This window comes from Mycobacterium sp. P4_H6 (genome assembly GCF_056400845.1).
The window spans coordinates 1-21,885 of record NZ_JBFUKN010000102.1; the positions used below are offsets into that span (position 1 = coordinate 1).

Sequence of the window (21,885 nt, forward strand, 5' to 3'; positions counted from 1 at the left end):
TGCGCGTTTCGCCCCGGACGAGGAGATCTACGTCGAGGACCGCGCCTACACCGAGYCCGTCATCGGTAACCGCAGGCGCAAGGACGTGCAGGACAAGGAGTCCAAGTGAGCACCGACCACGGCGGCACCGAGATGCACCCGGAGGTGGCGGCGGTGCTGCGCCAGGCCGGTCGTCTCCAGGAACTGATGGACCAGCAGCTGCACAAGATGGCCAGCGAGTCCTTCACTGCGACAGATGAGTCCGAGACCGTCGAAGTGACCCTCAACGGGCATCATCACCTCGTCGACGTGTTCATCGCCGACGGCACGCTACGGCTGGGGACCGGCACGGTAGAGCAGCGGCTCAACGAGGCACTGCTCAATGCGACCGCCGAGGCGGCCGAATCGATTGCCGTCGACCAGGACCGCCTCAACGAGGCGGTCGCTGAGATCACCCGGACGGCGCCCTAGAACCGCAGGTTGCGCAGCAGGTCGTAGACGCCGGCGATCCACAGCAGCAGCGGTATCACCGCAGCGATCGAGGCGCCGTCGAGCAACTCGAAGATCCGCTTGGTGACCGGTGAGAGCCGATTGACGTTGTCGGTGGCCGCCACTGTGATCAAGGCGACGAGCGCGATCAGCAGGTAGAGCGCCAGCACCAGCCAGGCCCGGTCCGGGTACCACTGGCACAAGCGGACGGCCACCCCGGTCGGCACGGCGACGGTCACCGCCATCAATGCCCAGGCACACCATCTTTCGGCGTACAGCCGGGACCGAAACCCGCAGATGACGGTGACCAGTCCGGCCACAATCATGCTGTGTAGGAAGAAGTGCCCCTGCACCACCACGGAGATGGCTCCGGCCGCCAGCACCACCGCGCCGGCGGTGAGGAAGCCGATCAGCAGCTGTTTGGAGAGCTGGCTGCGCTCGGTGAGCCGGGCCGCCGAATCCGGCACCGAGGCGATGATCGCCTGCCAGGTCGGGGATTCCTCGTCGGCGATATCGGGCCGCGAAACCGGATCCAGCAGTTCGTCATTGGTCACCGCTTCGCCGGGGGCCGGGATCGGCGGCAGGGCGATGCGCGCCACCGCGACAGTCAGCTTCGCGGCATTGGTCACCACGATCAGACCGAAGGCGATGGCACCGGCGGGCACCCATTCGTGGCCGCCGTATCCGAAGGCAACGGCGGCCGCGGTGATGGCCACCGTGAGTACCGCGAAGAACGAGGCCACGTTGGCGCGCTTACGCGGTCCACCGCGGGTGGACAAGGTGAACAACAGTGTCAGAGCGGCCGCGGCGGCCAGTTGTGGGGCGCCCAGCCCGTCGGCCTCACGTGGCAGCGGCACCGCCAGTGCGGCGGCGGCGGCCAGCGGTGGCAGGGCGGCCAGCGTCAGACTCTCGGCCAGATCGATGCTCTGATAACGGTTCTGCGACAGCATGGCGCCGCCCAGCAGTCCCAGTCCCAGCACCGCGAGCGCCAGCGCCCACCACCACGACTGCCCGGACTGCGTCCAGGCGACCAATGCGGTGAGTGTCCCGATCGTCGAGACCGTCGGGATCGCCAGCCCCACGAACCGGTTCAGCGCGTTGCGGTCGAACTCCGGGGACTCGTCGAGCACCGCGATGGCATCGATGACGTCCTCGACCAACGGCCGGTACCGTTCGGTGCGGCTGACCGACACCAGGGTCAGCAGCGCACCGTCCACGACACCCGCGTCATCCAGCGATTCGCTCGCCTTCAGCGGGGGCGCGCCCGGACGCGCGAACGCCCAGACACCTTGGGCTTTGAAGTCGAAGCCCGCCAACACATCTGCGGGCGCATCGTCCAGCAGTTCTGCGAGCACCGCCACCGTCTCATCGATGTAGGTGTCGATCGGCGCCGACGCCGGCAGCACCAGGTCGGTCATCCGCCGACCGGTCAGGATGGTGACCCTGGTTGTCGACGGTCGGCCCGGAGTGATGGCCGACTGCCCCGGCGACGTTGCGGTGGCGGTCAACGCCGTTCGAGCCGGTCGAAGTCGTCGGACAACGAGGCGGCCAGTTCCAGGATCCGACGCTGGAAGGTCTGGCCGAGCAGGTCCAACTGGATCTCCGTGCCCGCGGCGATGTGCTTGTCCCAGGGCAGCACCACCACGCGGCCGGGCGCGACGTGCCGCTCGAACTGCTGCACGAGATCTTCGACATCGATGTTGGTCTTACCCGGGGTGACATGGTTGATGACCACGCAGGAGCGGCCCAGCAGATCCTGGTATCCGTTCTGTCGCAACCAGTCCATCGTCACCGCCGCCTGCCGCGCTCCGTCGATCGAGGCGCTGGCCACGATGACCATGCCCGACACGGTCGAGAGCACACCCCGCGAGGACGGGGTGAACAGACCGGCGCCGCAGTCGGCGAGTACCAGGTTGTAGTACCGGGACACCACACCGACGGCGGCTTTCCAGTCGTCATCGTTGAACTCGCGACGGGCGGCGCTGTACTCCTCGGAGGACAGCACCTCGAGGTTGGCCGCGTTCATGCTGGTGTAGGCGCGGATATCGTTGTACCGGGACAGTTCCTTGTCCGACAACAGATCCGATACCGTCGCCGCGGACTGCCTGCCGGCGCGGTCGGCGAGGTTGCCGCCGTCGGGATCGGCATCGATGGCCAGGATGCGGTCTCCGCGGACGCGGCTCAGGGCCGAGCCCAGCGCCACCGTGACCGCGGTCTTGCCCACTCCACCCTTGAGACCGAACACGCCGATCTGGTAGGAATCCCTGGCGTTTCGGCGGACGCGGGCCTGCAGGTCCATCTCGTAGATCTCGTCCGGTGACGGGCCCATGTTGATGCGGGTGAACATGTAGAGCCAGTGCCGCCACCCGCGCTGCGATGGCATCTTCACCGCGGAGCGCACACCGACATGGGACAGCGCATCGATCGCGCGGTGGTTGCCGATGGTGGCCGCCGAGGTAGGTGCGGGCTGCCCGATCGGTGCCGGGGCATTCGCCTGGGGCCACGCCGATTCCGGCACCTCACTGAAGTGCTGGCTGGGAGCGGGCGCCGGGGCCGACCGCGGTTGCGGCGCGGGGGCGGCGTACTGCTGCTCGAATCGGGCACCGGCGGCGGGGTTGGACTGCGGGGTGCGCAGCAGCCCGTTCTGCACCCGCTGCGGACCCGTCGAGTGCGTCACCGGGATCTGGCTGGTGACCTCGCTCGGACGCGGTGGTGGCGCCGCGGTCGGCGGTGCCGCCGAACTCTGTGTCGGCGCGATCGGCATGGGCGGGGCTGCGTGCTCTCCGGTGTAACCCGAACCACCTGCGCCGGAACCGGATGCGTTGACCGGCATCGGCGCGGCACCCGCGGACGATCCCCCCTCGCGGTGCGCGGCGGCATCCTCGTCGGCCGCGTCGGCGGCACCGGAAGAATGGAAGAGCCGGTCATAGTCGGCCGACATATTCACCTCTCAGAGTAGTGCGGTGGCACCAACGCACAGGGTGGGCGGACATGCCAGAGGCTAGTCCGCCCACCCGACGCCGTGTGGTACTAGGCGAACATCCCGGTGACGCCATGCTCGACCTGCTGCATGTTCTGTCCCGAGTCGCTGATCGTCTGCGCGAGATTCTGCAGCGCGGCGTTCAATTCGGCCGACGTGCTGTCCCACCGCGCCTGGACGGCCTGGTAGGCCTCCGAGCCGGAGCCACCCCACACCGAGGCCAGCGACGCGAGCGATGCCTTGCCTTCGTCGAGCAAGCCCTGGGTGACGCCGACCGCGCCGTGGATCTCGCCGGCAGATCCTTCGATGCCACCGAACTGCCAAACCTGAGGTCCTGACATGTTTATCTCCTTCTGAAAGTTGTTGAGGTCAGAGGTTCATCGCCGACGACAGCGTCGCGGCATTGTCATCGTCGGCGGATGTGTACTGCGTGCCGGACGTCTGGATGTTCTGCGTGATGTCGTTCAGTTCCTGAACCTGCCGTGCTGCCGCCTCGTGGAAGCGCAGCAGCGCCGCCTGCGCCGCGGTGCCGGCCTGGCCGACCATCTGCGCGGCCAGTGCGCCACCGGTGGATTCGACATTGGCGATGACGCCCTTGAGCTCGCCGGAGATGCTCTCGAAGTTGGCTGCCTCCTTGGCGAGGACAGCGGCATCTGTATTCATCTGTGCCATGCTCGGTACTCTTTCTGTTTTCCTGTGTCCTCACCACGGGTGGCGAGTCTTCCAGCCCCCTCGGCCGGGAAGTCATGTGTTGGTGGAGGATTCACCAGTCGTCGTCCTCGTCTTCGTCTTCGCCCAGATCGTGGGCCAGCTGCGACGGCGTTGCCAGGCTCTGCCTGTTGCCCCCACGCTTACCCGCGCTGCCCATGCCCCCCATCGGGCCGCCGCCGGCACCGGCCCCGGCACCCACGGGCGCCAGACCCGCACCCGCACCACCGGCAGCCGCACCGGTCGGTACTGCAGCCCCGGCCGTCGGCTGGGCGACCAAGCTGTTCATCAGGGGCGTGCTCGCCAAGGTGCCGCCCGCGCCCGGTAGCGACGCTGCCCGCACCAGACCCGCCCCGCTCGCCGGGCCCGCCCCGCCGGCGAGCGGATGGTTCGAGAACGGGCTCGCGCCCATCAACCCGAACTGCGCGCCGTTGTTCACTCCGCCCGAGCCCATCTGGCCGAACATCGAACTCACCTGCTGCAACGGCGCCACCAGCTGCTGCATGSGTTGGGCGACGGTCTGCATCATCTGCTGCGGTGCCTGCATCGCCATGGAACCCAGCTGCGAACCGATCTGCATCCCCATCTGAGCGCCCTGCTGCACGCCTTGCATCAACTGCTCGGGTTCCCCCTGGGCCTGTTGCGCAGTGTTCTCCGCCTTGCGCGATTGATTCTGTGCCGCGGCCGCCGAGAAATTCGCCTGTGCGGCAGCACGCCCGGCGTGCAGGCCGGCAGATTCCACCGAGGCCTGTGCGGTGACATGACCGAAGGCCATCTCGCGCATGACCGAACCCGGCAGTGTCGCCGCGATCCGGCCGGTGGACATACCGAGTGCGGCCTCACCGACGCCGGGCACCACCATGGGCTTGAGCGGCGGGACCGGTTCGAACACGGTATTGGCGGCCGTCTCCAGCTGGTAGCCGTGCATCGCCACGGCGGCCTGCGTCCACATCCGGACGAAGTAGTCGAACTCGTTCACGCCGATCGGTACGGCATTGACTCCGAGAAAGTTGGTCGCCTCGAGCACCGCGTGGGTGACGTGGTTCATCTCGATCTCGACGAGCGGCGGAGTGACGGCCATCGCCAGCAAATACGAGTTTGCCTGCGCGATGGCCTGCATTGCCCGCTTCTGCGCCTGCAGCGCACTGGTCCGCAGCCACACCACCATCGGCATGGTCGAGGAGACCGCCCGCTCGCTGGCCCCGCCCTGCCATGACGCTGCCAGTGACGCCAGGCTCGCCGACAGTTCCTCTGCCTGGGTCTCCATCGCGATGGACAGCATCTCCCAGGCGGCCGCCGCCTGGTACATGGGCGCAGCGCCGGCACCGACCATCAGTCGGCCGGTGTTGATCTCCGGTGGCAATGCCGCGTAAAGCATCGGCACAATTGCGGGTACCGTCGTCATAGTTTGCTGTGCCCAGTCTCGTAGTGGACGGCGGAAAACCGATCAGGAAAGCGTGGCCGCGGACTCGGCATCCACCGTCGTGTAGATGCCGGTGGCTTCCAGGTACGCCGCACCGGTGCGGGCCAACTCCTGCTGCGCATACGCATTCAGCGCTGCCATCTGCACGCTTTCGCTGGCGAATGCCATCACGGCCTGCGCCGAAACCTCTTCGGCACCGGCCGGGATCAAGGCAGCAGCCTCGGTGGTGGCGGCGGTGCCGGTGGCAAGGCCCCGCGAACCATTTGCGATGACCTGATTACCGACACCCAGAACCCCGGGATTGTGTTGCAGCGGTTGCATTTGCAGATCCTCCTCACAGATTCCAAACGTGCTGGAAAAGCTCATGTAAAGGGGGGACGCAGCTGTTGCTCCGTCGCATCAGAATCGTTCCCCCGACTCGTTTGCTAGCGCGTTGCCGACCATTTTGCTGAGCGGCTCAGATTCCATACTAACCGCGGTTTGGGGGTGCTCAACACACTTATTCTTCGGGGGGGTCGATATACGCCGCCTGCACCACTTCCTTGCCGTCCGGCGACACCAGAAGGGCCTGGCCAGGGGGCCTGCGCTTGAGCTTGAACTGGCTCGACGGGAACTCCGTCTTGTCACCGGACAGGAACAACGTCGGGGACCCTGCCCCGAATGCGGCGCCGACGAACTTGTCCATGGTGGCCCGATGCGCCTGGCTCATCTGACACGTCACGACGACGTGTAGACCGATATCGGCAGAGGCCGGCAACAGCGGCGCGAGTGGAGCCATCGGTGGGACCATGCCGCCGGCCGCGACGATCATGTGCCAGTCATCGACCAGCAGCACCACGTCCGGCCCCGTCCACCACGACCTGGCACGCAACTGCGCGGTGGTCAGGTCGGGCGGGGGCAATCGCTTCTTCAGGTTGACGGCCAGCGCCTTGATCGACTCGTCGAGTGAGGCGCTGTTGCGATTGACCGCACCCGCGTCGAGCAGGTGGCTCTGTGGCACCGCATCCAGCAGGCCGGATCGATAGTCGGCCAGCATGAACCGGACCTGGGTCGGGTCGTTGCGCGCGCAGATGGCCTGCGCAACGGCGGCCGCGATCGTCGTCTTGCCCGACTTCGGGGCGCCGAATATCAGCAGGTGCGGTGTCACCGACATGTTGTTGTAGGCGACCGACAGATCGGATTCGCGGATACCGACCGGCACCGTCCATCGGGTCCGGTAGTCGGCGTCCGGGCCCGGCGGGGCCGGGTCCAGTTCGTGCAGGTGAATGCGCTCCGGCAGCACCCGCACCCGAGGAGCCTCATCGGTGTGCAACGAGGCGATGTGGTCCACCGCGGCAGTGATGGCCGGCACGATGTCGGCCGCGCTGTGCACGCCGTCGAGGCGGGGCACACCCATCATCAGGTGATGCTTCTCCATCGAGATGGCCCGCCCCGGCCGGTTCGCCGGAATGTCGCGGGTCATCCGGTCGACCTGGGTCTCGTTGACGTCGCCGAGACGGAATTCGACCTTGGTGCCCAGATAGTCACGGACGCGCGACTTCAACTCGGTCCAGCGCGGCGTGGAGATGATGGTGTGCACCCCGAAGGCGAGTCCCTGCCCGGCGAGATCCTGCACCACCGGCTCCAGGTCCGGGAACTCCGAGACGAACGCGGGCCAGCCGTCGATCACCAGGAAGACGTCCCCGAACGGATCGGCCGACGCCGGATGGTTGGGGTCATCGCGCATCTGCCGGTAGGTGGCGATGGATCCGACGCGGTACTGCTTGAACATCGCTTCCCGCTGTCGCAGCACCGCTTTCATCTCGGCGACGGCGCGGTTGACCCGGTCGGGTTCGGAACGGGTGGCCACCCCGCCGACATGCGGCAGGTCCTCCAGATACATCAAGCCGCCGCCACCGAGGTCGATGCAATAGAACTGCACCTGCCGTGGCGTATGCGTGGCCGCCGCCGAAAGCACCAGCGTCTGAAGGAATGTCGACTTGCCCGTCTGCGGGGCACCACCGATGGCGATATTGCCCGCCGCCGCGGACACGTCGATGCCCCATACCTCCTGGCGGTGCCGGCGCGGCTCATCCATGATGCCGAGACCGAAGCGCAAGGGCTGACCGTGATCGCGTTCCACGAGCTCGTTCACCGGCGTCGGATCGGTCAGCGGCGGCAGCCACATCTTGTAGGCGCGCTCCTCGCCGGTGGCCAGCTGACCCAGCACCACTTCGCGGAGGACACGCGGCTCTTCTGCTGTCGTCATCGCGACGTCACCTCCGTCGCATCCATCATCGGTGCGGCCGTGAACGGCTGGATGCGCACCTGACTGGGCGCGTGGGGCCGCGGAGCCACGTCGCCGTCGGCGGTGATCGCCGACGCCGGAACGTAATTGGTGCCGGTGTAGACGCTGCGGAACTTGACCGGATCTTCCATGCCGACCCGCAGAAAGCCCACGCCGCTCTCTTTGTTGGTGATGTACTGCGCCTCCGGAGTGCCGATCACGGCCTTGGACTCGGCGGAGCTGGTGGTGCGCAGCGCAATTCGATAGGTCAGGTTGGGTTCGAGCTTGTCGATCCGCACCCCGCCGGTGTTCAGCGACTGGGTCGCCAGCAGCAGGTGCACCCGCAGCGACCGGCCGACACGGCAGATACGGTCGAACAGCGCGATGAAGTCGGGGTGGTTCTGCAGCAGTTCGGCGAACTCGTCGACCACGACGAACAGGGTGGGCAGCGGCGCCAGATCTGCGCCGCGTTCCCGATGCTTCTCGTATTCGGCCACACCGGACAACGCGCCGGCCGCCCCCACCTGGATGCCGGCCTGGCGCAGAATGGACTGCCGCCGGTCGAGTTCACCGGAGAGCACCTCGCCCATGCGGCTGACCAGTTCGGCTTCCTCCTCCATGTTGGTCACCACCGCCGCGGTGTGCGGCAGCTTCTCCATACCGAGGAACGTCGAACCGCCCTTGAAGTCGGTGAGCAGCAGGTTCACCTGATCCGGATGGTGGGTGGCGGCGAGCGAAAGGATCAGTGTGCGCAGGAATTCCGACTTACCCGAACCCGTCGTGCCGATCAGCATGCCGTGCGGACCGGCACCGAACTCGGCGCCCTCCTTGATGTCGAGGTGCATGATGTCGCCGGTCTTGAGTTCGTGACCGAACGGGATCTTCAGCCGGTCCCGGTCGGTGTCGGTGAACATCCGCCAGCGCGACGGCGTCACCTCCTCGACCGTCTGCGCACCGACCAGCTGATGCCATTCGGTGGCCACCTTCTTCTGCACCCGGGTGTTCCTGTCGATGATCGTCCCGGTGATCGACCATCCGGCCAGCTTGCGGGCCACCCGCCCGGCCTGCGCCGGTGTCATGCGGTCGGCGGTGTTGACCACCAACCGGAAGGTCTGATTCGGCAATCGGTCATCGGCGGTGCCATCGGCGTCCAGGCGGATCCGGTAGGCCGACCCGCGGTGGTTGCCGAGGGTGATGACCGTGACGCCGGCCCGGCCGTCCACCGGGAAACCCGCCTTGCCACCGGTGAGATCGACGACGACGACGTAGGGCCCGCTGGGCGCGGCGTCCGCGGTGTGCGGTCCGCGGGCGGTGAGATCGGAGAGGCCGTCGGGTCGGGTGAACACCAGCCGGGTCGGGCCGGCGGCATCGGTGTCGGTCTGATGCTGGACGTGCGGAAGCCATTTGAGCCACGTCCAGTCCGGATCCTCCGGGTTGTCGGTGAGCACCCGGATCTGCACCAGATCCGGCGGATGGAACACCGCCAGGTGGCAGATCATCGCGGTCAGCAGGCCCGCTGCACGCGCGGCGTCCCCACCGATCGCGATGGTGGGAAAGGTGCGCAGCTGCACCAGCTTCGGGCAGTCGTGGATCAGTCCGTGGGTACGCACGAACTTGATCAACCACATGTGGCTGACCGGTTCCAGATGCGGCTGCGGGGCTCCCGACGGTCCGGACAGTTCGCCACCCACCGACGGCTTGAGCAACCGGTCCACCGCGGGCTCCGCACCGATACCGATCCGGGTGGCAGCGTAGAAGTCCGCGTTGGCCTGCCGCGACCACTGCCGGTTGGTCCCGATGATCGACAACAGATCTTCGGGGTGCGGCGCGTGATAGTTGAAGAACGTCACCTGCGCGGCCGCCGACGTCGTCACCCGGGCACGCAGACCTGCCAGGTAGCGCAGGTATTCCTTGCGATCGGCGTTGATCTCGGGCACCCGCTTGCCGCCCGGACCGCCGCCGGCCATGAAGCCGACGGTCGCCATGATCATCATCAGCGGCATCATCAGCATGTACGGCGACAGCTGCCGGATACCGGTGAAGATCATGATGCCGATCATCCCGAGCATGCCGCCGCCCATCACCCACGGCAGCGCCTTCTGAATACCCGAGGGCGGGATGTCGATTCCGAGGTCATCCGGTGGGGTGATGTTGATTTCGCCGGGTGTGAGCCGCGGGCCCCGCTTGATGATCGGGGTGAATTTCTTCGTCGTCATCCACCGGCTCCTTCGGGCGGCATCGGGGACCCAGGCGCCGGCGCGGGCAGGCCGCCTGCCGGGGCACCGGGCGCGGCGGGTGCTCCGGGTGGTGCCGCCTGATTGTTGCTGAGGCCGTCGACCTTGCGCGGGTTCGGATCCGGGGGCAGCGTGTCGTGTTCGAGCAGTGCGGCCTGTTTGGTCAGCACCGGCCCGTCGATCAGCAGGCTGACCACCTGCCAGGGCGCGGTCTGCGGTCCGCTGAGGCCCAGCGCTCCCGCGGTGTCCTCGTTCGGTAGCCCGTACCGCACGCCCTGCGGGTCGATGTAGTAGAGGCTTTCGCCGTAGCGGGGATCCGGTGACTGCAACCGGATGAACTGCCCACCTTCGATGAACACTGTTGCATTACCGGCGATCTGCTCGATGCCATTGTTGAGCCGCGCGGCCGGCACGGGCAGATGCCGTCCGCTGATCACGGTCTGGCGGGGTGCCTGATCGCCCGGCTCGCGCTGCCAGCTCCAGCACAGCGTGGGGGCGTCATGGCGCAGCCTGATGTCCATCGGCCGGTCGGGCAGCGGGGAGACGAAGACCTGCTCGGGAATCGCCGCGACGTCACTGGATTCCACCGAGGGTGAGGTGATGAGGCCGAATGAGTTGGTGGCCCGCAGCGCAGCGGCCGTGGTGCCGTTCACCTTCGCCACCCCGTCGGGCAGCACCACATAGCGTTGTTCGGTGTTGTCGGTGATGGTCTTGAAGACCGAGCCGATCACCAGGTTCGGCGGGAGGCCGACGGTGTTCGGGGCGCCTGCGGACGGGACCGCGGGCAGCTGCCAGGGCCCGACGTTCGGAAGCGCGTTGAAAAGGCCCTCCGAGATCGGAGTCGCCTTGGCCGTGACCGGAATTCCGACGGCGGACGTGATGGCGCGGTCGGCGAGGTCGATGGCATGCCTGCCGTCGTCGGTCACCAACCAGGTGCGGTCCTTGAAGGAGACCAACACACCCTGGCTCGGTGTCATCGGCCCGACCGAGGCATCCACCGACAGCGGCATCACCAACGCCGAGGTCTGGACCTCGGGTGCCACGCTGTCCGGCTTGATCACCGTGTCGCACAGTGACCACGAGGAGGTCGGTGCGCCGACCGGGGTCGCGTACGGCGCACCCGGGATGCCGATCGGCTGGCCCTTCGTCATCCGGTTCAGCTCTTCGGATTTGACCGCGGACGGGTTGGCCGGGTTGCCCAGCACCAGTCGGGCCGAGGTCAGGTTGTAGACCGGCCGCAGATCATCTGACCCGGGCACGAGTACGTACAGCTGATTGGTGGTGCGATCGACCAGAAGGGTGTCCGAACCACGCTTCCCGAGCGGCTTGAAGTATGCGAGCAGCACCGCGCCCAGGCAGACGACCACGGCGATCACGACGCCGGCCATCACCGCCCGGCTGTAGAACTGCAGCGGATCGTCGAACATCCGGGTGTCGCGCCGCACGATGGCGTGCTCGACACGGCGCAGCAGGAATCGCCAGCCGCTGACCTGAACCTTCGTGGTTAACCGGAACCCTGCCATCGTTACTCGCTGATGTTCAGCCGGCCGTGGACCGCGGCGATCGCGTTGCCCATGTCTTCGTCGCTGATCTCGCTGAGCTGTTCGACGTCCAGGCTCTCGATGTCCAGCGATCGGGCCAGCCGCATGTCCCGGCTCTGCTCACCGGCTTCGACGAGTTGGCGGGCGTAGCGGCCGTTACCAGCGATGTCCAGCGCCGGCTTGCCGTTCAGCAACCGGTCGTGCAACAGCGTGGCGGCATCGAGCACCCGCTTGGCGGCATCCTCGCTCAGCTGCGAATCATTGGCTTCAGCAATGACTTTGGCGATCTCCACGATGTCCTCGGCCGAGTAGGAGTCGAACTCGACCCGGGTGGCGAAGCGGGACCGCAGACCGTCATTGGTTTCCAGCAACCGGTCGATGTCGGCGCTGTATCCCGCGATGATCACCACCAGGCGGTCCCGGTCGTTCTCCATCCTGGCCAGCAGCGTGTCGAGTGCCTCGGTGCCGAACGGATCCGCGCGTCCGTCGCGCTCCTGCACGAGTGTGTAGGCCTCATCGATGAACAGCACCCCGCCCACGGCGCGGTCGATGGTGCGTGAGGTCTTGACCGAGGACTGGCCCTCGTACTCGGCGACGAAGTCCTTGCGGGAGGTCTCCACCAGTTTCGGTTCGGCGATCACGCCGAGACCGGCCAGGATGTTGGCCACCACCCTGGCGATGGTGGTCTTGCCGGTACCGGGCGGGCCGGTGAAGATCATGTGCTTGGACTGCTGGGCGACCTTCATGCCACGAGCGGCACGCACCTTGGCCATCTGGGTTGCCGCACGGTACTTCTCGATCTGCTCCTTGACCCTGCTCAGACCGATCTGGCGGTCCAGCTCGGCTTGGGCCTCGGCCAGCAGCTTCTCGCGGCCGGAGTTGTCGGCCTGCACGCTTCCCGGGTCCCACGGGTCGGTCCGGGCAGCGATCTTCTCCGCCGTCGTCGTGACCAGCCGGTAGGCCGGATCCTTCAGGGCGGCAGACACCTTCGGCGAGGGGTGGGTGGCCTGCAACCACTCCAGCAGGGCCATCGCGGCGTCTTCGTTGCCCTGGCTGCGCCGTGCCATCGCCAGGTACCAGGCGATGGAAGGTGCGCACGCCTCTCCCGCCGGTGAGGAATTGGATTCGGTGAGCCGCCGTTCGGCCTCGGTGAACAACCCCAGGTTGGTCACCGCGACCCCGTGGGCGACACCTGCGGCCGCGCCGAGGAACTTGTCCGGCCAGCCGGATGCCGCCCGCACCTCATCGATGACATCGGTCCAGCGTTCTGCCGCGCCGTAGATGACGGCCTTGATCCAGGACACCAGGTACTCGGCGTTCATCGCCGGGGCATCGTCCAGCGCTTCCATGGCATCGGCGAAGTTGCCCTCGGCGGCCTCGCGCACTGCGAACGCCATGGTGATCGCCAGCGGGGAGTTCACCGGGTAGGTGATGTCTCCGTACAGCCCGCCGATCGGGATGCGCGCGTTCAGACTGTTCATCGAGATCTCGGCCGTGCCGGCCAGCTGGCCGAAGTTGTTCCGCGAGTACCACGCCCGGAACAACGTGGCGCGGTCGGTATCGCCGCAGCGCAGCCGACCCACCCAGGCGTCGCAGGCGGTTTCGTCCGCGGACGTGATCTCGGTGAACAACTCCAGGGCTCGGACCGGGGCCGTCGGCAGCATGCCGACGGCCGTACCGAACAGGCTTGCCAGGTGTTCAGTCATGGTCACCTTGATACCGGGTCGCGAAAACCTTTGCCTGCGCGGCGTCGGCATCTTCAGGGGACGGCAGGCCGACACTGCGGTTCAGAAAGTCCCGGGTGTCGACGGTGTCGTGTCCGTGGTCCTGCATGCCCTCGAGCATGTAGGAGAACTGTGCGGCCCTGGCACGCTGGGTGGCCAGCCCGGCGATCACCACGATCTCGGCGGCCAGTTGTTCCTCGCCTGCCTCGGCCGCCTCCGGAGAGAGCTCGATGCGCTGGACGCGGCCATCGAAGAATGCCGAAACCGTCACCGTTCCTGGCGGATTGGTGACAGTGAACGTCGGCTCGGCGGGGTCGTCGGATTCGTCGGGCGCCGACGGCTGATAGACCTCGAACGCGTCGAGTCCGTAGTCACCATCGTCCTCGGCGCCGGGCGGCGTGAAGTACAGCGCGTCGAGCCCGCCGCTGTGGTCGTCGTCGGCGTCATGGTCGTCATACGGCGAGTTGCCCATCGCGGCCCTCAGTCGCCCTCGTAGTAGAAGTCGGCGTCGGACTTGGCGTCGAACCAGGCGCCGGCGGGCAGGAATGTCATCAGTTCGTCGAGCGCGCGTTGCAGGTTGTCCTGCGTGCCGGGCAGGAAACTGCCGAACAGCTCACCGTTCACCCTTCGCGGAATCGAGACGATGCGCCCCTGTGCGGAGTCGAGCACCCCGGCCGCCACATCGGCCTGGGTGTAGGTGCCCCCGGAATGGCGTTCGGTCGCGGTGATCTCCACCCAGCTGCTCGGGTTGGCGGTCGCCTCCGCGTAGGTCCGCGCCGAGGCCGGGGCGATACCGAACTGCGCCAACTGATTCGGTGAGCGTGATTCGGCCAGCCGGCTGGACACACCGGTCATCGGCTCCACGTCGGCGGGCTCGGCGGCCCCCAGCACCGCTGTCACCATGCCGGCCAGACCGACCTGCGGGGCCACCCGTTGCAGCACCAGCAGGTCGCCGTCCCTGGCAGCGATGACATGGCGGTCACCTTTGCGGCAGACCACGAAGCGGACCATCTTGCCGCCGATGTCCCGGCGCCACCACCGGCCCTCGAGCATCCGATCCGAGCGGGACAGCGAGTCGGTCATGGCCGCCACCTCGGGATGCGGCTTGCCGTGCAGATCGAGGACACCTTGGTCGGTCAGATCTGCGGCGACCTTCTCCCACACCTTGTCCCGTAGGTCGGGCTGCGGAATGTTGGGCCGGATACCCAGGGAGGGCGGGAACTCCTCCAGGTTGAGTCGGTCCGCGATGACGAGCATGCCGTCGATGGTCACTTCGACGGCGATCACGTCGTCGTAGTGCGTGGGTTCGCCGTGCCCGGCAAAGGAACTGGACACCGGCTATGCCACCCGCATCGCAGAGCCCCGCGCAACGGGTTCACGCAGATGGATGGTGTGACGAACGTCGTGTGCCATGTTGCTCCTCCCCCTCGGTGACAATCGTCGCGTCGTTGCTGCCGGCGCGGGCCGATTCTCCGGATTTACCGTAAAGGCGGCTCGACTCACTGTCTCGTCCCCTTCGCTTCTCACACCAATTGCCGACCCGCCGCGGCGAGCCGGCTGCCGTCACCGAATCCCTTCCCCTCCATCGACCCTAACAGCGGCCGAGCACCCCCCGATGCACTAATTTTCGCTCGCCACCTGGGCCGATCCCGATTGCTTCCGGTGGTCCCGGCACGGCCGCACCCGAACCCCACGGCGCGGTGGTTGATACTGGTGCAGGCCGGTGAAAAGACTCGACAGCAGCCCTGGAGGAGGTCCGCGATGAGCGACCGCGATGACGCACTGCGCCGCGAGCTGGGTTGGACCGGGCCCGTGGAGTCCGATTACGAGCCCGGCCCGGAGAAGAGCGCCAAGCCCGTGCCCGAGCCGGTGCCGACGCGCCCGCCGGTCGATTTCGTGCCGCCGGCCCAGGAGTCGAGGACACACGGCGCCGACACCGGGCCCATCCCGCCGCAGCGGCCGACGGCACCACCGGCCACCTGGCCAACGCAGGGACCGCCACCGGGACGTCCGCCAGTTCCCGGTCCACCCCCGAACCGGCCTCCGATTCCCGGCACGCCAGGACCCGGGCAGCCGTACCCGCCGCCGTCCTGGCCGCCGCCCGGCCGCGTGCCTCCGCCGCCGGGCTCGTATGCCGACCGCATCCCGGTCCACGATCTGGTTCCGGTCCAGCGGGTCCCGCCCGGCCGGGGCTGGCGACGGCTGTTGTTCCAGGCCTCGTTCGGACTGATCAATCTGGGGCCGTCCCCCGATGAACTGCGTCAGGCCGAACTGGAGGCCCGGATCCGCGGGGTGCTGCGCGGTCACTACAAGATCGGGGTTCTCGGCAAGGGTGGCGTCGGAAAGACGACCGTATCGGCCAGTGTGGGCTCGGTTTTCGCGGAACTCCGTCAGGATGACCGGGTGGTGGCCGTCGATGCCGACACCGCTTTCGGCAAGCTCGGCAGCCGGGTGGATCCCAAGGCCGTGGGTTCGTACTGGGAGCTGGCCTCGGATCAGCACCTGGAGACGTTCGCCGATATCCGTAGCCGGGTCGGCAACAACGCCGCCGGTCTGTTCGTCCTGGCCGGCGAGGGCAGCCCGGCCCGCCGGCGAGTACTCGACCCGGCCATCTACCGCGAGGCCACCGCACGGCTGGACCGCTACTTCAGCATCTCGATCGTCGACTGCAGCTCCACCATGGACAGCGCCGTCACCCAAGAGGTGCTGCGCGACCTCGACGCACTGATCGTGGTCTCCTCACCGTGGGTGGACGGTGCCGCCGCGGCCGGGCAGACCATGGATTGGCTGGCCAACCGCGGGCTGACCAGCCTGCTGCGACGCACCGTGGTGGTGCTCAACGATTCCGACGGTCACGCCGACAAGCGCACCCGCGGGATCCTGGCCCAGCAGTTCTCGGGCCAGGGCCAGACGGTGGTGGAGGTGCCCTTCGACGGGAACCTGCGCCCCGGCGGCGTGATCGCCGGTACCCGGGTGATGTCGACGCAGACGCGGCGCAAGTTCCTCGAGATCGCCGCCGCGCTGGCCGCACATTTCCCGACCAGCGACGACCGCAACCGGGAACGTTTCTGAACGACGCTCAGCGCCAGTCGATCTGGGTGATGAGCTGCTCGACGGCGCCGATGTCGGCGGACGACACCGGCTGATCGGCCTCGATCTGCACGATCACGTCCTCGACGACGCCGGCCGCCTGCGCGGTTTCCCCGATCGTCAGGTTGGCGCGCCGGCGCGCGGCATAGAGCCGCTGCCCCACCGTCGCTGTCGGGGCGGTCGCTGCGCGCGTCGTCAGCTCGTCGATACGGGTGCGGACCGTGCTGAGTGCCCGGATGAGTTCGGGCGTCACCTGGATGCGCGCGGCGCGCGCGGCGACCGCCTCCAGCTGACGCAGATCGCCCAGGATGGCGGTGGCACGCGGGGTGAATTCGGGCTCGGTGACCGGGGGCAGCGCATCGATCGTCGAGGCGAACGTGTTGGCCGCGGCGACGACCGCCTGCGCAATCAACGGGACCTCGTCGGCGGGTCCCATCGCAGGTGGCCCGGCCACGCGATGAGGTGCGGAACCCGCTGCCGGATCTCCGCGGCGGATGCGTTCGATGGCACCCGGGGGCCATTGCAGCACCGACTCCAGTTTGGCTCTGGTGGCTTGCCGCGGCCAGCTGCGGCCCTTCTCGAACGCGATGAGAGCTCCGGCGTTGATCACGCCGTCGGCGGCCAGACTGCGCTGGCTGACGTTGAGCTCGCGGCGACGCGCTGCTGCGGCAGCTCCCGCGCGCACCATGCCGGGGTCGTCACCGGGTTCGGCTTCGACCACGCGTACGTCCCTCCTGGAGGCCGGTTGTGATCCGCTGATGCTAGCCAAACCTAGAGCAGTGCTATGGCTTGGGGTGGCATTTCCGCGTATTCGCTTCAGTTTCGACCGGTCATCGCCGCCGAGAAACCGTAGCGTCCAAGGCCCCACATTTCCCGATTAACCCCAGTTCAAGGGCGCTTCCAAGCCCTCGGCGCCGCGCCGACCAGGCCGAGGCGCTCCCATCGTCCTTTCAAACTGTTGCAACGCTACGGTTTATGTCCTACATTCGTCTGCAACGCGGCAGTTGAGCCGCCGCACAAGGAGACACACCATGAATGCACTGGGCATGGACGGACTGCCGGTCGGCGAATGCACCCGCAATCCCGACCTCTGGACCAACACCGAAGACGAGCAGGCCAAGGCGATCTGCCGGATGTGCCCGCGGCGTTGGGCGTGCGCACGGGAAGCCTGCGAACTGCCGCGCGCCGAAGGAATCTGGGCGGGTATCGCCGTTCCCGAATCCGGCCGCGGCCGCACCTTCGCGCTGCGCCAGCTGCGCTCACTCGCCGAACGCAACGGGTATCCGGTGCGGATGCGCAGGCTCTTCCTGGAGTCCGCCTAGACCTGCCGCTCCCGCTGCCGTTTTGAGGGGCCGGCAGCGGGAGTGGCGCCCCGGCGAACGCGCGGATCAGACCTTGGCGATGAAATCCGAGGTGTAGACCTCGGCGGGCTGCTGCGAGAACGGGGAGGAACGCTCCACCGATGCCCAGACGCCGGTGGTGCCGGAGTCGATAGGGGTAGTGACGGTGACGTACGCGGCGCCCGCACCGTCGGTGCGCACCCGAACAGGGGCTACGCCACAATCCGCCGAACCGCGGGGCATCTGGAAGACCTTGACGTAGTAGTCGGTGTTGGGCAGCGCGGTCTGCAGCTGCACGTCGATCGCGACCGAATCGGCGGTGGCCGGATGCACGTAGGCGACTGCGCGGGCGTAGCCGGTGCGCCAGGTGTGCTCCGAAACGCTGAAGTCGCAGGCCCGCACGATGCTGGTCATCGGCATCACCGCGGCGCCGGCCGGCGCCGCTGCCGCCACGCCGGCACTGGCCGACAGCGCCGCCAACGCCGCAAGCAGCACTTTTGCGCCCCGACGCGCCATTTCGCCAACCCTTCAGAAGTTACTCGTCAGTAAAACCTTAGCTTCTCGAACGTCAATTTTGACGGCCGTCGAGGGTGATCGTGGTCACCGTCAGTGGTGCGGAATAGTCGCGGCCCGGCGCGGGTTGAACACTCCGACGGTGCCGGTCATGCCCCGGGTACCACTTAGAAAACCGTCGCTTCGTGCGACCACTTGCCGAGAGGCGCCATGCCGGCACCGTCCCCCAACTTTTCCCGGCAGCACTGCGAGCGCGAGGCTAAGGTTGAGCCGGTGAGCAACGTCGATCCCGAGCCCGACGAAGTCGATTGTCGCGCATCGCGATTCACCGGCGTACTGCAAGCACGCGAAGTCCCGCTCGGCGGGCCACGGGCCATGCTGGTCCGCCGCACCCTGCCCGCGAAACAGCGCTCCATGATCGGCGCCTGGTGCTTCGCCGACCACTATGGTCCCCATGACGTCCGGTCCTCGGCTGGTATGGATGTGCCGCCCCACCCGCACACCGGATTACAAACGGTGAGTTGGCTTTTCGAGGGTGAGATCGAGCACCGCGACAGCGCAGGCGTGCACGCCATGGTGCGACCCGGTGAACTCAACCTGATGACGGCCGGCGCCGGCATCTGCCATTCGGAAGTCTCCACCCCGGGCGCCGCCATCCTGCACGGCGTGCAACTGTGGGTCGCATTGCCGGACTCCGACCGCGACACCGGCCGCGATTTCGCCCACCATGTGCCCGAGGCCACCACCGTGGACGGAGCCACCCTGCGGGTCTTCCTCGGCGAACTGGCCGGCAGTCGTTCACCGGTGCACACCTTCACACCCTTACTCGGCGCGCAGCTCGATATCGACCCGCGCGCGACCGTGACCCTGGACGTGGATCCGGGTTTCGAGCACGGCGTGCTGCTCGACGACGGTGACGTCGACGTCGGCGGCACCGTCCTGCAACGCGCGGATCTCGCCTATCAGTCCCCCGGCTGGGATCGCCTGGAGATCATCAACCGCGGAGACGCGCCGGCCCGGCTGATCCTGCTGGGCGGCCCGCCGTTCGGCGAGGCCCTGCTCATGTGGTGGAACTTCGTCGGCCGCAGCCACGATGAGATCGTCGCCTACCGGCAGGCCTGGCAGGACGGTGCCGACAGATTCGGTGCGGTCACCGGATACCAAGGTGCCGTCCCCCGACTTCCCGCTCCGGCAATGCCCGGCACTAGGCTCAAACCTCGTGTCCGCTGACCACACCGACAGCACCGGCGCGCAGGCCATCGTCGCCGCCGGTGACAACCAGTTCACCATCTCGGTCGACGGTCGACAGGTCGGGCTGATCGACTTCTACGATCGGGACGGCGTGCGCACGTTCACCCACACCGAGGTCGATCCCGCGTTCGGCGGACGCGGCCTGGCCACCATCCTGGTCGCCGAGGCGCTACAGGCCGCCCGCGCCGCCGATCTGCGCATCGCGTCGCACTGCTCGATGGTGACGCAGTACATCGGCAAGCACCCCGAGTACCAGGGGTGAGCGCGCTGCCGACGGCGTATTACCTCGCCGACGGTGACGCCTTCGTCCCCACCAGCATCGCCAAGGGTCCGTGGGGCGAGACCATCAGCGGCAACGTCCTGGGTGGGCTGCTGGGGTTCGTCCTGGATCGGGACTTCGGTGACCCTGAGCTGCAGCCGGCCCGGCTGACCGTCGATCTGTTCCGGCCCGCCGCGCTGGCCCCGCTGACTATTCGCACCGAGGTCATCCGGGCCGGGCGGCGAATCAAAGTCGTTGATGCCCAAGCACTTCAAAGCGGCGAGGTGGTGGCGCGTGCCAGCATGGTGCTGCTGCGTCGCGGACCCGCATCGCCGACGGGCGTCTGGACCACCCCGATCGACATCCCTGCCGCCCCCGGACCCGACCACCCGCTCAGCGATTCGTCGATGCAGTTGGTGGCGCACGGCGCGGGCACCAGTTCCGATCTGAGCGCCTGGCGGCACATCGGACCCAAACACATCTGGGTGCACAACGTCACGCCGCTGGTCGACGAGCAGCCCATGACACCGTTCACCCGCGCCGCGATGGCCGGCGATGTGGTCAGCTCGCTGACCCACTTCGGGCCGGACGGGCTGCTCTACATCAATGCCGACTACACGCTGACCCTGAGCCGGTTACCCGAGAGCCCGGAGATCGGGCTGAGCGCGCTGACGCACTACAGCCATGCGGGTGTCGCCACCGGGACGGCGGCGCTGTTCGACCGACTCGGCCCGATCGGCAGCGGCATCGCCACCGCGCTGCTCAGCCCCGGCTTCGCGCCGCCGGATCACTGACCGAGATACTGGGCGGTGCTGCCGCCGAGCGGGACGGCGGGCATGCCCAGCTTGCGGTGGTCCCAGCTGCGCCGCCGCGACTCCACCACCCGGACACTCACCCGGTTGTTCATCATCTGCTCGACAAAAGGTTTCATCTCTTCGGTGTAGGGACCGGTGTAGCGCTCCCACACGCTGATGCCGACCCGCAGGTTGGTCTCGGGGTCATCGACGATCTCCGCGGTGCCGTCGATGGACACGCCGCGCAGGGTGTCGTAGGTGTGGCCGTCCTCGATCATCACGGTGATGGTCGGGTCGCGGCGCAGGTTCACCGCCTTCTGCGATTTGGCCTTGGTCTCGAACCAGATCTCACCGTCGAGGACGGCGTACCACATGGCCACCAGATGGGGCCGGCCGTTGGGCAGCACCGTCGCCATGGTGGCGGTCCGGCTGCGGTCGATGAACTCGGTGATCTCGTCATCGGCCATCACGATCTTGGCGCGCTGATTGGTTCCCATGATCAATCCTTATCAGGCTGTCGACGCACTGACCGTCACCGGGATGCCATTGAGCGCCCCGTTGCCCGACGGCTCGTCCAGGAACGTGGGCGGGGACAAGATGTTGGTGTTGACCCCGGGTGACGTGTTGGCCACCGCCATCCTGGTTCCCGGCTGCCCGTGCCCCCAGCCGTGCGGCATCGACACCACGCCCTCCCGGATGGCCTCGGTCACCTCCACCGGCACCTCGAGGGCCCCGGCCGAGGACGCCACCCGCACCAGTGCGCCGTCGGTGACACCGTGCCGGCCGGCGTCGGCCGGGTGCATGAGCAGGGTGCACCGGTCGCGGCCCTTCATCAGCGGCCCGACGTTGTGCAGCCAGGAGTTGTTGGAGCGCAGATGCCGCCGGCTGACCAGAACGAGATCTTCGGGGTCACGGTCCAGCCGGGACGCCAGCCGCGGTAGGTCGTCGAGCAGATACTGGGGCGCCAGACGGACTTTGGCGTCGGAGGTGCCCAGTACGTCGGGCAGCCGCGGCTGCATCGGGCCGAAGTTGATGCCGTTGGGTTCGGCCTTGAGCGTGTCGAGGGTCAGCCCGTCGGGCCGCTCACCGTAGCGGTCGCCGAACGGGCCGGTCCGCAGCGTCAGGTCGAGGACCCGTTCCGGCCCGCCGTGCGTGTAGTGGCTGCGGATGGCCGCGCCGTCGAATCCCTGGGTGAAGGCCATGTAGTCGAAGAACCCGTCGTCGATGGCGGCGACGTCGACGTCCTCGGCGGGAGTGCCGGTGCACAGGCCGGTCAGCCGGATCAGGATCTCCC

The 21,885-nt window shown here is 67.6% G+C and carries 22 protein-coding genes; 6 read left to right on the forward strand and 16 right to left on the reverse strand.

The window, feature by feature from the left end; translation table 11 throughout:
• Window positions 1–132: 132 nt before the first annotated feature.
• The gene (locus tag AC1DTF_RS28050; protein ID WP_477476447.1) at window positions 133–450 is read left to right on the forward strand and encodes a YbaB/EbfC family nucleoid-associated protein; all 318 of its coding nucleotides are present in this window, start codon (window positions 133–135) and stop codon (window positions 448–450) included.
• On the opposite strand, the gene eccD is transcribed toward AC1DTF_RS28050, so the two are convergent.
• From eccD to AC1DTF_RS28110, 12 genes are all read right to left on the reverse strand, one after another.
• Window positions 447–1,976, reverse strand: coding sequence for a type VII secretion integral membrane protein EccD (gene eccD / locus AC1DTF_RS28055; protein WP_477476435.1), 1,530 nt, complete (start codon window positions 1,974–1,976; stop codon window positions 447–449). The two genes, AC1DTF_RS28050 and eccD, sit on opposite strands and share 4 nt — an antisense overlap.
• Complete coding sequence (locus AC1DTF_RS28060; protein ID WP_477476436.1) at window positions 1,973–3,409, reverse strand: MinD/ParA family ATP-binding protein; 1,437 nt, start codon at window positions 3,407–3,409, stop codon at window positions 1,973–1,975. The genes eccD and AC1DTF_RS28060 overlap by 4 nt, the downstream gene beginning before the upstream one ends.
• Window positions 3,410–3,498: 89 nt before the next feature.
• Window positions 3,499–3,789 carry a WXG100 family type VII secretion target gene (locus AC1DTF_RS28065; protein ID WP_057169104.1) on the reverse strand — a complete coding sequence of 97 codons (291 nt, stop codon included), beginning with the start codon at window positions 3,787–3,789 and terminating at the stop codon, window positions 3,499–3,501.
• A 28-nt stretch (window positions 3,790–3,817) separates the two neighbouring features.
• Complete coding sequence (locus AC1DTF_RS28070; RefSeq protein ID WP_057169105.1) at window positions 3,818–4,120, reverse strand: WXG100 family type VII secretion target; 303 nt, start codon at window positions 4,118–4,120, stop codon at window positions 3,818–3,820.
• A gap of 91 nt (window positions 4,121–4,211) precedes the next feature.
• Window positions 4,212–5,561 carry a PPE family protein gene (locus AC1DTF_RS28075; protein WP_477476437.1) on the reverse strand — a complete coding sequence of 450 codons (1,350 nt, stop codon included), beginning with the start codon at window positions 5,559–5,561 and terminating at the stop codon, window positions 4,212–4,214.
• 42 nt (window positions 5,562–5,603) lie between these two features.
• Window positions 5,604–5,900 carry a PE family protein gene (locus AC1DTF_RS28080; protein WP_057169107.1) on the reverse strand — a complete coding sequence of 99 codons (297 nt, stop codon included), beginning with the start codon at window positions 5,898–5,900 and terminating at the stop codon, window positions 5,604–5,606.
• 178 nt (window positions 5,901–6,078) lie between these two features.
• A complete protein-coding gene (gene eccCb / locus AC1DTF_RS28085) occupies window positions 6,079–7,827 on the reverse strand; it encodes a type VII secretion protein EccCb (protein ID WP_477476438.1) in 1,749 nt (582 codons plus the stop codon).
• Window positions 7,824–10,061: a type VII secretion protein EccCa gene (eccCa, locus tag AC1DTF_RS28090; RefSeq protein ID WP_477476439.1), complete on the reverse strand. Its 2,238-nt coding sequence runs from the start codon at window positions 10,059–10,061 to the stop codon at window positions 7,824–7,826. The genes eccCb and eccCa overlap by 4 nt, the downstream gene beginning before the upstream one ends.
• Window positions 10,058–11,602: a type VII secretion protein EccB gene (eccB, locus tag AC1DTF_RS28095; RefSeq protein WP_477476440.1), complete on the reverse strand. Its 1,545-nt coding sequence runs from the start codon at window positions 11,600–11,602 to the stop codon at window positions 10,058–10,060. Before eccB ends, eccCa begins: the two co-directional genes overlap by 4 nt.
• A gap of 2 nt (window positions 11,603–11,604) precedes the next feature.
• A complete protein-coding gene (eccA, locus tag AC1DTF_RS28100) occupies window positions 11,605–13,326 on the reverse strand; it encodes a type VII secretion AAA-ATPase EccA (RefSeq protein ID WP_057169369.1) in 1,722 nt (573 codons plus the stop codon).
• Window positions 13,319–13,816 (reverse strand): hypothetical protein, encoded by a 498-nt coding sequence (locus AC1DTF_RS28105; RefSeq protein WP_477476441.1) that lies wholly within the window; start codon window positions 13,814–13,816, stop codon window positions 13,319–13,321. The genes eccA and AC1DTF_RS28105 overlap by 8 nt, the downstream gene beginning before the upstream one ends.
• Window positions 13,817–13,824: 8 nt before the next feature.
• Window positions 13,825–14,601: an ESX secretion-associated protein EspG gene (locus AC1DTF_RS28110; RefSeq protein ID WP_477476448.1), complete on the reverse strand. Its 777-nt coding sequence runs from the start codon at window positions 14,599–14,601 to the stop codon at window positions 13,825–13,827.
• A 504-nt stretch (window positions 14,602–15,105) separates the two neighbouring features.
• Between AC1DTF_RS28110 and AC1DTF_RS28115 the strand changes: the two genes are divergently transcribed.
• Complete coding sequence (locus AC1DTF_RS28115; protein ID WP_477476442.1) at window positions 15,106–16,416, forward strand: MinD/ParA family ATP-binding protein; 1,311 nt, start codon at window positions 15,106–15,108, stop codon at window positions 16,414–16,416.
• Between the two features lie 7 nt (window positions 16,417–16,423).
• On the opposite strand, the gene AC1DTF_RS28120 is transcribed toward AC1DTF_RS28115, so the two are convergent.
• Window positions 16,424–17,122 (reverse strand): transcriptional regulator, encoded by a 699-nt coding sequence (locus AC1DTF_RS28120; RefSeq protein ID WP_477476449.1) that lies wholly within the window; start codon window positions 17,120–17,122, stop codon window positions 16,424–16,426.
• A gap of 343 nt (window positions 17,123–17,465) precedes the next feature.
• Between AC1DTF_RS28120 and AC1DTF_RS28125 the strand changes: the two genes are divergently transcribed.
• Window positions 17,466–17,756 (forward strand): WhiB family transcriptional regulator, encoded by a 291-nt coding sequence (locus AC1DTF_RS28125; RefSeq protein WP_057169115.1) that lies wholly within the window; start codon window positions 17,466–17,468, stop codon window positions 17,754–17,756.
• Window positions 17,757–17,822: 66 nt separating this feature from the next.
• Here the strand turns inward: AC1DTF_RS28125 and AC1DTF_RS28130 are convergent, their stop codons facing one another.
• Window positions 17,823–18,290 carry a hypothetical protein gene (locus AC1DTF_RS28130; RefSeq protein ID WP_477476443.1) on the reverse strand — a complete coding sequence of 156 codons (468 nt, stop codon included), beginning with the start codon at window positions 18,288–18,290 and terminating at the stop codon, window positions 17,823–17,825.
• A gap of 270 nt (window positions 18,291–18,560) precedes the next feature.
• Between AC1DTF_RS28130 and AC1DTF_RS28135 the strand changes: the two genes are divergently transcribed.
• From AC1DTF_RS28135 to AC1DTF_RS28145, 3 genes are read left to right on the forward strand one after another with little or no spacing between them, the layout of a single operon-like run.
• Entirely contained in the window at window positions 18,561–19,517 is a 957-nt protein-coding gene (locus AC1DTF_RS28135) for a pirin family protein (protein WP_477476444.1), read from the forward strand.
• On the forward strand, window positions 19,507–19,800 hold the full coding sequence (locus AC1DTF_RS28140; protein WP_057169118.1) for a GNAT family N-acetyltransferase: 294 nt from the start codon (window positions 19,507–19,509) through the stop codon (window positions 19,798–19,800). The genes AC1DTF_RS28135 and AC1DTF_RS28140 overlap by 11 nt, the downstream gene beginning before the upstream one ends.
• The gene (locus AC1DTF_RS28145; RefSeq protein WP_477476445.1) at window positions 19,797–20,591 is read left to right on the forward strand and encodes an acyl-CoA thioesterase domain-containing protein; all 795 of its coding nucleotides are present in this window, start codon (window positions 19,797–19,799) and stop codon (window positions 20,589–20,591) included. The genes AC1DTF_RS28140 and AC1DTF_RS28145 overlap by 4 nt, the downstream gene beginning before the upstream one ends.
• On the opposite strand, the gene AC1DTF_RS28150 is transcribed toward AC1DTF_RS28145, so the two are convergent.
• Together AC1DTF_RS28150 and AC1DTF_RS28155 are read right to left on the reverse strand one after the other, a co-directional pair.
• Window positions 20,585–21,088: a pyridoxamine 5'-phosphate oxidase family protein gene (locus tag AC1DTF_RS28150; protein ID WP_057169119.1), complete on the reverse strand. Its 504-nt coding sequence runs from the start codon at window positions 21,086–21,088 to the stop codon at window positions 20,585–20,587. The genes AC1DTF_RS28145 and AC1DTF_RS28150 overlap by 7 nt on opposite strands.
• Before the next feature lie 12 nt (window positions 21,089–21,100).
• Window positions 21,101–21,885, reverse strand: a 785-nt coding sequence (locus AC1DTF_RS28155; protein WP_477476446.1) for a molybdopterin dinucleotide binding domain-containing protein, incomplete at its 5' end; no start/stop codon positions are given.